Source organism: Psychrobacillus sp. L4 (assembly GCF_042944905.1).
Taxonomy (GTDB): domain Bacteria; phylum Bacillota; class Bacilli; order Bacillales_A; family Planococcaceae; genus Psychrobacillus.
In genome coordinates this window covers 2,393,069-2,408,881 of the sequence record NZ_CP168496.1, presented here as the reverse complement: position 1 = coordinate 2,408,881, position 15,813 = coordinate 2,393,069, and the positions used below count along the sequence as shown (strand labels likewise).

Sequence of the window (15,813 nt, the reverse complement as noted above, 5' to 3'; positions counted from 1 at the left end):
TGATGAAAAAATTCCATGCTGTTTTTTCTCTTATACTGTAGGTTTTTCCAAATCATGCTTTTTAATATGATATTGCAAGCTTTGCCGAGTGATGCCAAGTTTTTTTGCAGCCTGCGATACATTCCAGTCGGACTGCATTAATGTTGTTTCAATTAGTTGCTTTTCCGAACTTTTAAAGATTTTTTTCAGTGGTCTTTGCATTTCATTACTTTGATCAGCTGAATTATTTGTATGCGTCATTAGTATTTTTCCTCGCATATAAGATGGAAGATGATCCACTTCAATAACATCTGCATTTTCAGGTACTCGTATAATTAGGTTTTCTATCAGATGCTCTAGCTCTCGAATGTTCCCGGGCCACGAATATTGAAGCAAACTTTTTTGTAGTATATTCGAGAGGTCTGGAACTCTTTTAGTAAACTTTGCTTGAAATGATTTTAAAAAATAGTTGATGAAAAAATGTACATCTTCTTTCCGTTCTCTAAGTGGAGGAATATAAAGACTTGTATGGGCAATTCGATAAAACAAGTCAAGACGCATTTTGTTTTCGGCAATTAGTTTTTCTGGATCTTCGTTGCATGCACTAATAACAGTACACTTTACAGGTGCCACATCATTAGAACCTACTTTTCGAACTAGTCGCTCTTGTAAAACTCGCATTAATTTTGTCTGTAAAGTAATTGGCATTGAGTTTATTTCATCTAAGAAGAGTGTTCCATCTTGTGCATATTCGAAAAGACCAATTTGGTCTGTTGCACCAGTAAAAGCACCTTTAACAGTTCCAAACAAAGTACTCTCCAGTAAATTTTCAGGAATAGCAGCGCAGTTTATAGCAACAAAAGGTTTATTCGCTCTAGGACTATGATTATGCATACTTTGTGCAAATAATTCTTTACCAGTACCTGTCTCTCCCACAATTAACGTATCCGCATTATGTATAGCAACATTTTGAGCTTCTTTAATTAGGTCTAAAAGTACAAGACTTTTTCCTTTTATATCATTAAAAGTGAAAATTGTTCCGTTCTTTGAATGGTCTTTTTCTTCTCCTTTAATGTTTGCTTGTCTTTTTAGTTCAATTGTTTGATGAAGTCGATCTTTCAGTTTTGATTCATTCGTACTTATTGAAAATACTGAAATAGTTTTCCCGTCTTTTTGAATTGGATATGTACTATAGTTAACATATTTAGGAATCCCATTAACGGTGGAATGCGCACGATACCTTGAGAAAATTGGCTTTCCTGTCTTAAATGTATGTCGATGCTCGGAATATTGTGGATTGTAATTGTAAACGGACCATAAATGTTTGCCAAGTATATCTTGACTTGATAAGCCCTCCATTTTTTCTTGCGCATCATTATACAAAGTAATTTCTCCTTCAAAGTTGCTCATCATGACCCCTTCATCAAGAGATTCAATTATTTTTTCTAAACAATATAATCGCTCTTCCACTGAGATAGATTCTTTTTTAATCTCTTTTAAACATAAGAAAATATAGGTAGGCTCTTCAGAAAAAACTTTAACGTTAACTGAAAACTGTTTGTCGTTTATATTTAGTAGAAATGTATCATTATTGATTAAATGCTTCGTATTGTAGTCAATTAAATGAGTGATAGATTCTCCCATTGTCACATTTATAGGAAATTCCTCTTTTATGTCATACCAAAGAATTTCAAGGTCCTCGTTTATAGCAATTACACCATCCACAAAGCTTCTTACTATTGATCCGATTGTAGAAACAAGCAAGATATAACTACTCCTTTCAATTATAAAATTATCAATAGTATAGCATGATTCTGAGTATTTAGAAGAGTCTGCATGTAAAATTTATCTGCACCTATCCAAATAGCATAGAACTCAAGGTTTTTAATCTTTATTGCGTAATTTTTAGAAAATTCGAAAAGAATATCTGCGGTATTTCCTGTTTTTTTGCATGTATGTGGGAACTGAAAAGCATTTTGTCATAGAAAGAAAATCTAAAATATCTTAGGTATGGCTAATTTATTTGCGATAAGACATCTATTTTTTCGTGAATTAAGAAAATTGGCACGACTCTTGCATTATAAATAGGTGTAAAACACAATTTAATCTTTTTAGGGGGAACAAACCATGACAACACCAGAAATTTTATATTCCGTAAAAGCACAAAGAGGACCCGAATTGCGCTGTAAAGGGTGGAGACAAGAATCCATTCTTCGTATGCTTGAAAACAATATGGAAAATGCAGAAAAACCAGAAGAGCTTGTCATCTACGGTGGTATCGGGAAAGCAGCTCGTAACTGGGAGTCTTACCACGCAATTGTGAAATCGTTAAAAGAGTTGGAAGATGATGAAACGCTTGTCGTACAATCTGGTATGCCAGTAGCGATTTTCAAAACACATAAATATGCACCAACCGTTGTCATGGCAACGACAAACATTATGAAAGCAGATTGGCCGACGTTCTACGACTTACAAGATAAAAACTTAACAATCTACGCTAACTATACAGCTGCTCCATGGGAATATATCGGTACACAAGGGGTAATCCAAGGAACATTTGAAACCCTTTCTGCAATTGCTCGCTTGCACTATAACGATTCACTAGTTGGGAAAATCCTGTTAACTGCAGGAGCAGGAGGAATGGGCGGTAACCAAACACGTGCGATGACGATGCATGGTGGAGTAGCGATTCTTGTAGATGCAGATGTGAAAATTATCAAGCGAAGAATTGAAAAAGGATTCATCGATGAACTAGCGGGTTCACTGGATGAAGCGATCGCGAAAGCGAGAGAATATGCAGCTGCTGGAAAACCACTTGGTATTGCAGTCGTAGGAAATGCAGCGGATGTATTTGAAGAAGTGCTAGAAAAAGGCTGGTTACCAGATATTTCTACATCGATGACACCAGGTCATGACCCAATCTCTTACTTGCCATCAGGATATACAGTAGAAGAAGCAGAACATCTTCGCGATACGGACCGTACTCTATACTTGGAAAAAGGTCGCAAAACAATGATTCGTGAATTGAAAGCGCTGATTAAATTCATGGATCTAGGCGTTCATTCATTCGAATATGGGACAAGTCACCGTAAAGAATGTATCGATGCAGGAATGGACGAGAAAGAAGCGAAGCGTCTTCCTGGTTTCGTAGCGGAATATATCCGTCCATTATTCTGTGAAGGCCGCGGACCATTCCGTTGGATCTGTTTATCAGGAGAAGCGGAAGACTTACGAAAAATTGACGATATGATTCTCGAGAAATTCAGCGACGATCACTTAGTAACACGTTGGATCAAGCTAGCAAAAGAACATATTCCAATTGAAGCACTACCAGCACGTATTTGTTATATGGGCTTCGGACAACGTAAAGCATTTGCTTTAGAAGTAAATGATATGATTCGTCGTGGTGAATTAGCTGGACCGGTTGCGTTCTCACGTGACAATCTAGATTCAGGTTCTATCGTGAATCCAACATTCGAATCCGAAAACATGAAAGATGGCAGTGATTTAATCTCTGACTGGCCAATGTTGAACGGACTGTTAAACGCAGTCGGCATGTGTGACTTAATCGCGATTCAAGCAAACTATTCCATGGGTGAAGCGGTTCATACAGGCGTAACAATGGTTGCGGACGGAACAGCGGAATCGGATATGAGACTAGAAGTAGCAATGACGGTGGACTCTGGAATTGGTGTTGTTCGTCACGCGCAAGCAGGTTATGAAATTGCGCAAGACGTTGCGAACGGTAAAGGGAAGTTAACGGATGAAAGCATTAAAATTCCATTATGGTGGAAACGTGAAGCTACATTTGGACCGAAAGATCTTCAAAAGGCAGAAGTGAAGGCATAACAAATTGATAAATTGGTTGTAGAGATTTAAATCCAAATGGGTCTCTACCTTGCTTTACTCTTAATTTTGTACCGGATTGCTTTTCTATTCTTGATCGATTAAAAAAATAGATTAATTCTAAGGAGATAACGGAATGAAAAAGAAGATACTTCTAACAATCGTCATGATTTTCTCTCTAATTTTAGCAGCTTGTAGTACGGATGATGCTAGTGCAGGCAAGAAGAAAAAACTTAAAGTTGCTACAGAAGCAAATTACGCACCATTTGTCTATTTAGATAAAGGTGAAATTACAGGGTTTGACGCAGACTTTATGAAAGCGGTTGCGAAAGAAGCAGGTTATGAAATTGAGTTAGTTAATGTAGGGTGGGACCCATTATTTGTAGAAGTAAAAGATAAGCTTTCGGATATAGGTATATGTGCGATTACGATTAATGACGACCGGGAACAAACGTATGATTTTTCTGTTCCTTACTATCTATCTACTAACGAAATTCTAGTTCCTGAAGGTAGTGATATCGAAAGTGCTGCAGACTTAAAAAAGAACAAGGTAGTTGCAGTTCTAGGCGGAACAACAGGGCAAGAAGCTGTCGAAAGCATTCTTGGGAAAAATGATAAAAATATTAAAAAATTCGACAATAATAATCTAGCAATTTTGGAAATGTTAAGTGGCGGGGCGGATGCCGTTGTTGCCGACAATGCAGTAGTCGAAGAATATGCAAAAAACAATCCAGATAAAAAGTTAGTAGTTATTAAAGACGAAGCAGGTTTTGAGAAAGAGTTTTATGGAATTATGTTTCCAAAAGGTAGTGCGCTTAAAAAGGATTTTGATGTAGCTGTTACTAAGGTGTTAGAAAATGGTACGTACGCAAAAATTTATGAGCAGTGGTTTGGGGCAGAGCCAGACGTTGTGACGCTGTTAGAGCAACAAAAAAAGAAGTAATTGTAGAAATTGCGTAACTCCCAATGAGTAGTTACGCAATTTTGGTTCCAATGAGGGGGGAAACCAATGGATTTTAGACTAGATATTATAGTAGAATATATTCCTTTCTTTCTTAAGGGTACGTTATTAACAATCGGTTTGTCGATTGTCGGAATATTAATAGGAACGGTACTAGGATTATTAATTGGCTTAGGGAAAATGATGAGTAATAAACTGATTTCGTTTATTTGTAATTGTTATATTATATTTTTCCGTGGAACACCATTATTTGTCCAATTATTATTAGTTCACTTTGGTGTTGTTCCTTTATTAATCGGGCATACAAACGGTATAGTAGCTAGTATTATTGCACTCTCCTTAATAGCAGGTGCATATATATCAGAAATTTTCAGAGCAGGTATTCAGTCAATAGATAAAGGGCAAATGGAAGCTTCGAGATCACTTGGTATGAATCATGTTCAGTCAATGAGAGATGTTATTTTGCCTCAAGCCTTTAAAAGAATGATTCCACCACTTGGGAATGAGTTCATCGTTCTTATAAAAGAATCTTCATTAGCATCGCTTGTGGCAGCTCCTGAACTTATGTATTATGGACGGGCATTGGGGAGCCAATATTTCCGGGTGTGGGAGCCATACCTCACAGCTGCGCTTATTTATCTCGTGTTAACTACTTCTTTGAGTTTCTTATTAAATCGTCTTGAAAGAAGGTTGGCAACAGAATGATTCAAGTGAAGAATTTAAAAAAATCGTTTGGTAGTAATGAAGTCTTAAAAGATATTAACGTATCTATTAAGCCCAAGGAAGTTGTGGTGGTAATTGGTCCATCTGGATCAGGGAAATCTACTTTTTTAAGATGCTTAAATTTACTTGAGTCTATTACTGACGGCCATGTTGCAATTGAAGGAATTGATATTACTGACAAGAAAACAGATATTAATAAAGTCAGAACTGAAGTAGGTATGGTATTTCAGCAATTTAATTTATTTCCACATAAAACTGTGATTGAAAATATTATGCTAGCTCCAATGAGAGTAAGAAAACTATCATCAGAAGAGGCAGAAAAAAGAGGTTTAGAACTTCTTCGTAAAGTAGGGCTCAAAGAGAAGGCAAAAGCTTATCCAGATTCTTTATCTGGGGGACAAAAACAGCGAGTTGCGATTGCAAGAGCGCTTGCAATGGAACCTAAAATAATGCTTTTTGATGAGCCAACATCAGCATTAGATCCTGAAATGGTTGGTGAAGTGCTGGAAGTAATGAAACAGCTAGCCCTTGAAGGGATGACGATGGTCGTTGTGACACATGAAATGGGTTTTGCTCGTGAAGTGGGTGATCGCGTTTTATTTATGGATGGTGGTTTTATAGTTGAAGAAAATATTCCGAAAGAATTATTTGAAAACCCGCAGCAAGAAAGAACAAAATCGTTCTTAAGTAAGGTTCTGTAAAAAGATAAAAGAGCATTCTTAAACTGTCTATTATGGGGTGAAATAATGAGTAATTTCCAAGAATCAGTGGATAGTCAACAAGTGACCATTGGAGAAAGTCAAAAGATTTACTCCTTTAAAAACTTTTTGAGGTTTTTCTGCTTTAGTGCAATTGGGATATTTATGTTTTTTATTCCAATTGATATAAACGACAAAAATTCCATACCGTTAGACCATCTTGTAACATGGCTTCGATCGTTGTCTGGAACCGTGAATGCTTATTACACGATTATTCTAGTATTGTTAGGAGCAGCTTACCCATTTTACACAAACACATGGCGGAAAAGTAAAGTTGAAATGGTGCTATCCGGATTTAAGGTATTAGGGGCAATCGCAGCGATTCTTGTATTGTTTAATGTTGGACCAGCTTGGTTAATGGCAGAAGACATGGGGCCATATTGGTTTTATAATTTACTTATCCCAATCGGGGTTCTTGTTCCAATAGGAGCTATCTTTTTGGCTTTACTAGTAGGATATGGACTTCTTGAATTTATTGGGATTTTTATGCAACCGATTATGCGACCAATTTGGCGAACGCCTGGACGATCAGCAATTGACGCAGTTGCTTCATTTGTAGGGAGCTATTCGATAGGTTTATTAATAACGAATCGGATATACAAAGAAGGAAAATATACGAAAAAAGAAGCGATTATTATTGCAACTGGTTTTTCCACCGTATCAGCAACTTTCATGATTGTTGTGGCTAAAACATTGGATTTAATGCATATTTGGAATCTCTATTTTTGGCTAACATTTTTAGTTACTTTTGTTGTAACAGCTATTACAGTAAGGATTTGGCCAATAAATAAAATGAGCGATGATTATTATGCGGAGGAAGGATTTCCCGAAGAAGTTATTAAAGAAAAACGATTAAGATATGCTTGGGAGCAAGCCATGAATACGGCTCATAATGCACCAAAACTAAAAGATAATATTTTTGTAAACGTGAAAGATGGATTAGTAATGGCAATGGGTATTTTGCCGTCGATTATGTCCATTGGGTTATTTGGATTAGTTTTGGCTAACTTTACTCCTGTCTTTGATTATCTAGGCTATATTTTTTATCCATTAACTTGGATTCTACAAATTCCGGAGCCGTTTCTAGCTGCAAAAGCTGCGGCCATTAATTTGATAGATATGTTTTTACCTTCATTAGTTGTTTTAAAAGCTAGTATAGAAACCCGATTTATTATTGGCTCTCTCTCTATTTCAACTATTTTATTCTTTTCGGCATTGATACCTTGTATTCTTTCGACAGAAATACCTATTAAGATGAGTCATATATTAGCAATTTGGTTTTTAAGAACGGTACTTACGCTCATTATTGTTACACCACTTGCATTTTTATTTCTTTAAACATTTCAACATAAGTTGGTTTGGTAGTGAAAGGAGTTTTTGGAATGAAAACAAAAGTTGACCTAGTCATTAGTAACGCCGCTGAAGCGATAACTTGTATTGGTGATGGCATGGCCAGTATTGGAGTTTTAACAAATACTTGGATTGCTATTAAAGATGACAAAATCGTCGGAGTTGGTTCAAAAGAAGAAATTAGCAATGATTTTGATATAGAAAAGTCCACAAGCATTGATGCTACCGGAAAAGTTGTTGCACCTGGTTTTGTCGATTGTCATACTCATCTTGTTTTTAATGGTACACGTGTTGAAGAATACGCAGCAAAATTAACTGGAAATGATCCTGAGAAATTGAAAGAGCTTGGAATTACAACAGGACCTAACCGGACAATTGAATTAACACGAGATGCATCAGAAGAAGAATTATTTCAGCAATCAAAAAAAAGAATGTTGTCCATGCTTGATTATGGAATTACAACAATTGAAAGTAAAAGTGGTTATGGTTTAACGACAGAAAGTGAAATTAAAATACTGGAAGTAGGCAGAAGATTGGATAAAGAGACACCTGTGGATGTACTTAATACATTTTTAGGTGCTCATGGATTTCCAAAAGGTATGTCGAAAAGCGAATACCTGGATGTTATTATCAATGAAATGATCCCTCAGGTTGGAGAGCGTAAACTTGCAGAGTTTTGTGATGCTTGGTGCGATGATGGGTATTATACTGCGGAAGAATCCAAGCAAATTTTAGAAGCTGCTTTGCAATATGGTATGAAACCCAAATTACATGCGGATGCCTATTCATACATCGGAGGTTCGGACTTAGCGGTAGAGATGAACATGGTTTCTGTAGATCATCTAAACTACACACCTATAGATGTTATGGAAAAACTTGCTAAATCGGAAGTGACAGGCGTATTAATGCCAGCGTTGGATTTTGCAGTTGGTCATAAAAGACCTTTTGAAGCGAGAAAAATGCTTGACATAGGGATGAAGATAGCTCTTGCAACTGATCTTTGCCCTGCATGTTATACAGAATCCATGCAATTTGTCATTAACCTAGCCTGTAGATTATATAAATTCACAGTAGAAGAAGCAATAAAAGCGGCTACATATGGCGGAGCACAAGCGCTAAATTTAAATGATCGAGGAGTTATACAAGTTGGTAAACTTGCAGACTTACAGATCTGGGACATTCCAACTTATAAACACATTGCATATGAACTTGGTACAAATATTGTAGAGACAGTTATTAAAGATGGGAAAGTTGTAGTTAGCAGATAAAATATATCTAAATAATTGGAGGATTTACAATGACACAAAAACAATTCGCCACCGCAGCTGAAAAAGTAAATGAAGAACGTTTATTGGAATTATTTCTAGAGCTTGCAAAAATTAATGGACCAAGTTCAAAGGAACAACTTGTAGCGGATTATTTAATTAAAGCTTTAACAGAACTAGGTTTTACACTTGAATTTGATGAAGCACATGAAAATTTTAATGGAGAAGTAGGGAATTTGATTGCATGGAGAGAAGGAACGGATTCAACCATTCCTCCACTGTTTTTCTCTACACATATGGATACAGTGCTTCCGACAGAAGGCCTAAAACCAATAATAAAAGATGGTATTATTTATTCAGACGGTACGACAATCTTAGGCGCAGATGACCGTGCAGCATTGGCGTCATACCTAGAAGCGATTAGAGCAGTGATTGAGAGTGGAATTCCGCATGGTCCTATCGAATTTATATTAACCGTGAATGAACAACCAGGACTTGTTGGAGCAACTCATATGGATTATAGCAAGGTGAAGAGTAAGGATGGTTATATATTCGATAGCAGTGGCGATGTTGGTCAAATTATATTAAAGGGACCTTATAGTAGTAGAATTTGGTTAACAGTGGAAGGAAATGCAGCTCATATTGCACTAAATGCTGAGGAAGGCAATAGCGCTGTCCTAATTGCTTCAAAAGGATTATTAAACATGAATCTTGGAACAATTGATGAAGAGACACTTGCGAACATTGGTATTATAGAAGGTGGAGAGCTGACATCGATTATACCTGGTTCTGTTAGGATTGCAGGGGAAGTTCGTAGTTTTTCAAAAGAAAAATTAGAAAAGCAATTGCAGCATATGGAGGATGTTATGCAAGAAGCAGCAGAGAAAAACGGAGGAAAATTGCAAGTTAGAATTGAGAAAAAATATAGTGGTTTTGATATTCCAGAAGATCATATTTTAACAAAAACAGTTGAAACTGCTGCCCATAATATAAAAGTCAATCCATATTTAACGGAAACACTTGGCGGCGCTGATACGAATGTATTAAATGAGAATGGATTAACATGTATTACACTAGGAAATGGATTCCAAAACATTCATTCTTTCAGAGAATGCTTGAGTGTAGAAAACTTAATAAATACCGGTAGACTTACAGCAGGGTTAATTGAACAATGGTACGATAATCACAAAAAAGATTAATTTATTATAGCTATCTGTTTAATGAAAACCTATCGTTTATAACTTACAACATACAGGAGTGGGCATACATGACAAATCATAAATTAGTAGAATTAGATGGTATTACATTAGATAGACATAAAATCGAAAGCGTTGTTTATGGATCAGCAAAAGTAGTAATTCCAGAAGCAGATTTAGTAAGAGTTCGAGCGAGTCGCGAACGAATTGAAAAACAACTGAGAGACGGAAAAGTTATTTACGGAGTTAATACGGGATTTGGAAAATTAAGTGACATTGAAATAGAAAAAGAAGACATCGCCAAATTACAACTTAATTTACTTCGAGCAGATGCAGTTGGTGTAGGTGATCCATTGCCAACTCCAATAGTTCGGGCGATGATGACGCTTCGAGCAAATGCGTTAGCAAAAGGATTTTCAGGGATTAAAGAAGATACTCTTTTATTGTTAGTCGAAATGATTAATAAAGGTGTACATCCAATTGTTCCTTGTAAAGGGTCTGTGGGAGCTAGTGGAGATTTAGCTCCACTAGCGCATGTTGCAATCGTTTTAATAGGAGAAGGAAAAGCTGAATTCGAAGGAGAAGTTCTTTCGGGTGGGGAAGCTTTGAAACGAGCAGGTTTAAAGCCAGTTACATTAGAAGCGAAAGAAGGCCTTGCATTAATAAATGGAACACAAGCAATGACTGGAGTAGGGGTTGTCGCTATTAATGAGGCAGAGCGTCTTGGTTTAGCTGCTGATATGGCGGCATGTTTAACAATGGAAGCGTTACAAGGAATTATTTCTGCATTCGATCCTGAATTATTAGCAGTTCGCCCTCATCCAGAGTTAGAATTCGTTGCATCTCGAATGAGAAATTGGTTAGAAGGAAGTAAACGCATTACCCACCAAGGAGAAGTTCGCATGCAAGATGCATATTCGATTCGTTGTATTCCACAAGTACACGGGGCATCTTGGCAAGCATTTAATTATGTAGAGGATAGATTGAAAGTTGAAATTAATTCAGCGACAGATAACCCAGTAATCTTAGAAAATGGAGAAATTATTTCTGGAGGTCATTTCCACGGACAACCAATTGCACTTGCAATGGATTTCTTGAAAGTAGGAGCAGCAGAATGGGCGAATATTTCAGAGAGAAGAACAGAGAGACTTGTAAATCCACAGTTAAGTGGCTTATCGCCATTTTTAGCGATGGATCCAGGTTTAGAATGTGGATTGATGGTTGTCCAATATGCAGCAGCTGCACTTGTTTCGGAGAATAAGGTGCTGGCACATCCAGCAAGCGTTGACTCTATTCCGACTTCAGCTAACCAAGAAGATCATGTAAGTATGGGAACGATTGGCTCGCGTCAAGCTCGTGAAATTATTCATAACAGTGCTCGTGTCATTGCGATTGAACTAATCTGTGCTTCACAAGCTATTTACTTAGAAAAAGCTGAAAGTCAATTAGCTCCAGCTACAAGAAAATATTTAGAAATTGTTCGAGGCATTTGCCCTCCATTAGATGGAGATCGTGCTATTTCTGATCAAATGGAAGAGTTGGCACAATATATCTTACGAGCAGACGATTTAAAATAATACTAAGAACGAAACCAATTCTAACTGTAGTTATATGACAGTTAGGGTTGGTTTTTCCTTAAACATATTATTTAGGGGGTTTTAATGTGGATGAAATTGAAGTATTAGATTTTGAAAAAGTAAAAAATGATGTAGTTAAATGGAGAAGATATTTCCATCAGCATCCTGAATTATCGTACGAAGAGATAAATACATCTCAATTTGTTTATGATACGTTAAAATCTTTTGGAAGTATTGAAGTAACGCGACCGACAAAAACAAGTGTAATGGGTCGTTTAATAGGAAGCTCGCCAGGTAAGGTACTTGCAATGCGCGGAGATATGGATGCTTTGCCAATTACAGAAGCAACAGATTTACCATTTGCTTCAGAAAATCCAGGCATCATGCATGCATGTGGTCATGATGGGCATACAGCAATGTTACTTGGTGCAGCAAAGATTCTTGTTCAAAGGAAAGATAAAATAAAAGGAGAAGTGAGATTCATATTCCAACACGCAGAAGAATTATTTCCTGGGGGAGCGCAAGAGATGGTGAAAGCAGGTGTGTTGGACGGAGTGGATAAGATTATAGGACTTCACCTCTTTACAATGATTCCTACCGGAAAAATTGTGATTCCTTATGGGCCATTCACTGCAAACTCAGATATATTTGATATTAAAATTGTGGGTAAAGGTGGCCATTCCTCACAACCACAAGAAACAATTGATCCAATTTCAATAGGTGCGCAAGTTGTTAATAACATTCAACATATCATCGCAAGAAATATTGATCCATTAGACCAAGCTGTTGTTTCTATTACAGAGTTTAACGGTGGAACTGCTAAAAATATAATTCCTGATTCAGTAAAAATTGGTGGCGGTGTAAGAAGTTTTAGTAAAGAAGTACGTGTTAATATTTCAAAACGAATAGAAGAAGTAGTAAAGGGTATAACAACAGCTCATCAAGCAACATATGAGTATGAATATGAATTTGGTTACGGTTCCGTCTTTAACAATCACGAAGTTACAGAAGAGATAGAAAAGCTAATTGAAGAGAAATTTGATTCAAATACGATTATGGAAACCCCGCCTTTTATGGGTGGTGAAGACTTTTCAGCCTTTTCCCAAAAAGTTCCTGGCTGTTTCATTGGAATAGGAGCTGCAATAGATAAGGAAGAACTAAACTTTCCGCATCATCATCCTCGATTTGATATTGATGAAAGATCATTGGAAATCGGTCTCAAGCTTTTAATTGAAGCACCTTTTAAACTATTAAACTAAAATGTACAACAATCAATACTCTAAATGGAAATAAATGTACTATAAAACTATTAGAAAAGGAAGAGATGCAATGTTTCAAGAACCTGTAGTTGCAGCAATGGTAATATTAGGGCTGATTGCACTTGGAGAAGTAATATCGATAATAACTAAAGCAAGAATACCTATGCTATTTATAGCATTAATGGGATATCTCGTGTTAATTTGGATTGGGGTATTGCCAAAGAGTATGATCATGAATTCTGGCTTTGTTACTGTTGGAACTGTGTTGGGTACCGCTCCTGTTATTGTTCATATGGGAACGTTAATTCCTTTGAAAAGTATAAAACTTCAGTGGAAAGCTGTAGCTATAGCTGTATTAGGTATTATTTTTGCTTCAGTGCTAATATTAACACTTGTCACATTAATATTTGATTATCCTGTTGCGGTTGCTGGAGTAGGTCCTCTTACAGGAGGTATAATAGCTCTTCTTGTTACGTCAGAGGGACTAAAGGAGCTAGGTCTAGTTTCTTTAGTAACAGTTCCGGTATTAATTATGGCGGTACAATCACTATTTGGTATACCAATAGCAACTAATATTCTTCGACGTTATGCACTTAAAATCCGTTCGGAAATGGATAACGGAACATATATTTCGGAAATAAAAGAAACAAAAAAAGGTGAACCTGTGAAAGATAAGTTTTTTCTTCCAGAAAAATATCGTAGTAATTTAATTCTTTTATTCTTATTATTTGTCGGGGGAGCAATTGCAATTGTTCTCGGGAAATATACTGTTATTCCATATAGCTTATGGTCTCTAATTATCGGTGTGTTGGGAAGAGTAGTTGGATTTTATCCGGAGCGGGTAATGGAACGTGCGAATGCATTTACAATAGGTATGGCAGGAATAATATTCCTAATAATTATTATGATGAATGACATTACATTTGGTCAATTTCTTGGATACTTGCCTGAAGTTTTCACAATTATTTTAGTAGGTATTATTGGTATTATTGGTGGTGGTTATTTTGGATCGAAGATATTTAAGTGGGATCCACTTAAAGGTATTCCAGTTGCACTTACTGCTACGTTTGGTTTCCCTGGTGATTACATTGTCTGTGAAGAAGTCAGCCGCAGTGTAGGGAGAGATAAAGAGGAGGAAGAAAAAATATTCAATGAAATTTTAACTCCAATGCTCGTTGGTGGGTTTACAACTGTAACGATAGGCTCAGTTATTATTGCAAGTATATTAATAAGGACTTTATAATTTAGCACATACAAATTTCTGAATATTAAAAATAAATTGAAATTAAATTAGCTAGTGCCAACGAAAAAGGGTTACGGGTGAAATCCGTAACCCTTTTAAACTAGTCTTTTCCGTCTATATTCTGAGTTGTTATTGCATATACTAGTCAGCGAAAAAGTGTTGAATTTTTTTTCAAAAACGCTCACTGTTCTATTTTTACTCCTTTTATCACGTTTGTTGATTAACTCCTTTTTTACATAAAACCACTTTGGAGAAGGGCTGAGCAGCCACAGTAGCATCCAAAAATCTCTACAATGGTGAACAAATGACTCTTTCTACACACTTATCTCTTTACGTCTGCTTGCAGGAGGGATATTTAATTCTTCACGATATTTACTAATAGTACGCCTTGCGATTGTAATCCCTTTTTCATCATTAAAGTGATTTGCAATTTGTTGATCTGAAAAAGGCTTGCATTTATTTTCTTTCTTTATGATATTCTCTAAGAGTAATTTAACCTCCGTTTGGGATATTAAATTTCCATCGTTTCTTTCTAGCTTAGAGGTAAATAACTTACGAAGATCAAAAGAACCTTTAGGTGTTTGAATGACTTTATTCATAGTTGCTCTGCTTACTGTTGACTCATGCATATCTATCTCACTAGCAACTTCTTTTAAAGTTAAAGGCTTCAGTGAGCTAAATCCTTCTCTAAAAAAGCTTTCTTGTCTTTTTATTAAAAACTCGACTATTTTTAAGATGGTTAAACGGCGCTGTTCGATACTACTAAGCAACCATTTATAACTTGCGAATTGATTATTAATATATTTGGATGTTTCATCCTTAACATTCATTAAGTTAGAGTACTGATTGTTAAAATGGATTTCCGGTAAATAACTTTCATTTAAGTAGTAAATCAGATTTCCATCCTTATATTCTACTACAATATCGGGAACTAAATATTCTACTGAAAAATCTGAAATACCAAAGCAAGGAGTGGGATTTAGTGTTTGAATGAAATCATACGTTTCTTTTACATTTGTTAACGGGATTTTCATAGTACGAGATAATTCATTCCACTTTCTATTTGCTAATAAGTCTAAGTGGTTTTCAATCAGTCTTTTTGCTAATTTTTCTTCTGGGTAGTTGTATGTTATTTGCAAAAGCAAACATTCCTTCATACATCGTGCACCTAAACCAATAGGGCCCAACTGTTGAAGAAGATGAATTCCTCTCTCTATTGTTGCTTTATCAAAGAGTTCATCACTAGTTAAATGTAAAAAACCACTATCATCAAGATTGTGTATAAGATATTTTAAAAGTTGCTGATCATCTTTATCTCTGAATAGCAACTTTGCTTGTTCAACTAAGTTATGTCTCATTCCAATGTCATTACTTTGTGCGTAGTCTAAAAGTTGTTGAGAGGAGCCAGTTAAAATAGTTTTTCCGTTTGATCTTTCGGTATACAAAAAATCTGGAGGTTGCTCCTCCAATTCGATTAATGGATTTTCTAACTCTTGTTCTTTTATGTATTGATAAAGATCGTAAGTGGAGTATTGCAATAATTCAATGGCTTGTTTTAATTGAAAAGTCATGACTAAACTTTGTTCTTGTCTTGGTGTAAGAATGAGTTCCATAGTTATCCTCCTCATTTATTCTTACGCTTGTTTGAGAGCGTTT

At 36.1% G+C, this 15,813-nt stretch carries 12 protein-coding genes; 10 read left to right on the top strand and 2 right to left on the bottom strand.

Annotated elements, in window-relative coordinates:
- Positions 1–30 precede the first annotated feature (30 nt).
- Positions 31–1,743 (bottom strand): sigma-54 interaction domain-containing protein, encoded by a 1,713-nt coding sequence (locus ACEPXG_RS11585; protein WP_391202412.1) that lies wholly within the window; start codon positions 1,741–1,743, stop codon positions 31–33.
- 363 nt (positions 1,744–2,106) lie between these two features.
- Here ACEPXG_RS11585 and hutU point away from each other — a divergent pair, with 363 nt between their 5' ends.
- From hutU to ACEPXG_RS11535, 10 genes are all read left to right on the top strand, one after another.
- Positions 2,107–3,828: a urocanate hydratase gene (gene hutU, locus ACEPXG_RS11580; protein ID WP_391202409.1), complete on the top strand. Its 1,722-nt coding sequence runs from the start codon at positions 2,107–2,109 to the stop codon at positions 3,826–3,828.
- A 133-nt stretch (positions 3,829–3,961) separates the two neighbouring features.
- On the top strand, positions 3,962–4,768 hold the full coding sequence (locus ACEPXG_RS11575) for a basic amino acid ABC transporter substrate-binding protein (RefSeq protein ID WP_391202406.1): 807 nt from the start codon (positions 3,962–3,964) through the stop codon (positions 4,766–4,768).
- Positions 4,769–4,834: 66 nt separating this feature from the next.
- Positions 4,835–5,491 carry an amino acid ABC transporter permease gene (locus ACEPXG_RS11570; RefSeq protein WP_391202403.1) on the top strand — a complete coding sequence of 219 codons (657 nt, stop codon included), beginning with the start codon at positions 4,835–4,837 and terminating at the stop codon, positions 5,489–5,491.
- Positions 5,488–6,210: an amino acid ABC transporter ATP-binding protein gene (locus ACEPXG_RS11565; protein ID WP_391202400.1), complete on the top strand. Its 723-nt coding sequence runs from the start codon at positions 5,488–5,490 to the stop codon at positions 6,208–6,210. The genes ACEPXG_RS11570 and ACEPXG_RS11565 overlap by 4 nt, the downstream gene beginning before the upstream one ends.
- A 45-nt stretch (positions 6,211–6,255) precedes the next feature.
- Positions 6,256–7,605: a YjiH family protein gene (locus ACEPXG_RS11560; RefSeq protein ID WP_391202397.1), complete on the top strand. Its 1,350-nt coding sequence runs from the start codon at positions 6,256–6,258 to the stop codon at positions 7,603–7,605.
- Between the two features lie 44 nt (positions 7,606–7,649).
- Entirely contained in the window at positions 7,650–8,885 is a 1,236-nt protein-coding gene (hutI, locus tag ACEPXG_RS11555) for an imidazolonepropionase (protein ID WP_391202394.1), read from the top strand.
- Between the two features lie 29 nt (positions 8,886–8,914).
- A complete protein-coding gene (locus ACEPXG_RS11550; RefSeq protein WP_391202391.1) occupies positions 8,915–10,081 on the top strand; it encodes a M20/M25/M40 family metallo-hydrolase in 1,167 nt (388 codons plus the stop codon).
- 68 nt (positions 10,082–10,149) lie between these two features.
- The gene (gene hutH, locus ACEPXG_RS11545; RefSeq protein ID WP_391202388.1) at positions 10,150–11,655 is read left to right on the top strand and encodes a histidine ammonia-lyase; all 1,506 of its coding nucleotides are present in this window, start codon (positions 10,150–10,152) and stop codon (positions 11,653–11,655) included.
- An 86-nt stretch (positions 11,656–11,741) separates the two neighbouring features.
- Positions 11,742–12,914 (top strand): amidohydrolase, encoded by a 1,173-nt coding sequence (locus tag ACEPXG_RS11540; protein WP_391202385.1) that lies wholly within the window; start codon positions 11,742–11,744, stop codon positions 12,912–12,914.
- A gap of 70 nt (positions 12,915–12,984) precedes the next feature.
- Positions 12,985–14,157: a hypothetical protein gene (locus tag ACEPXG_RS11535; protein ID WP_391202381.1), complete on the top strand. Its 1,173-nt coding sequence runs from the start codon at positions 12,985–12,987 to the stop codon at positions 14,155–14,157.
- 314 nt (positions 14,158–14,471) lie between these two features.
- On the opposite strand, the gene rpoN is transcribed toward ACEPXG_RS11535, so the two are convergent.
- Positions 14,472–15,770, bottom strand: a complete 1,299-nt coding sequence (gene rpoN / locus ACEPXG_RS11530; protein ID WP_391202378.1) for an RNA polymerase factor sigma-54 — start codon at positions 15,768–15,770, stop codon at positions 14,472–14,474.
- Positions 15,771–15,813 lie beyond the last annotated feature (43 nt).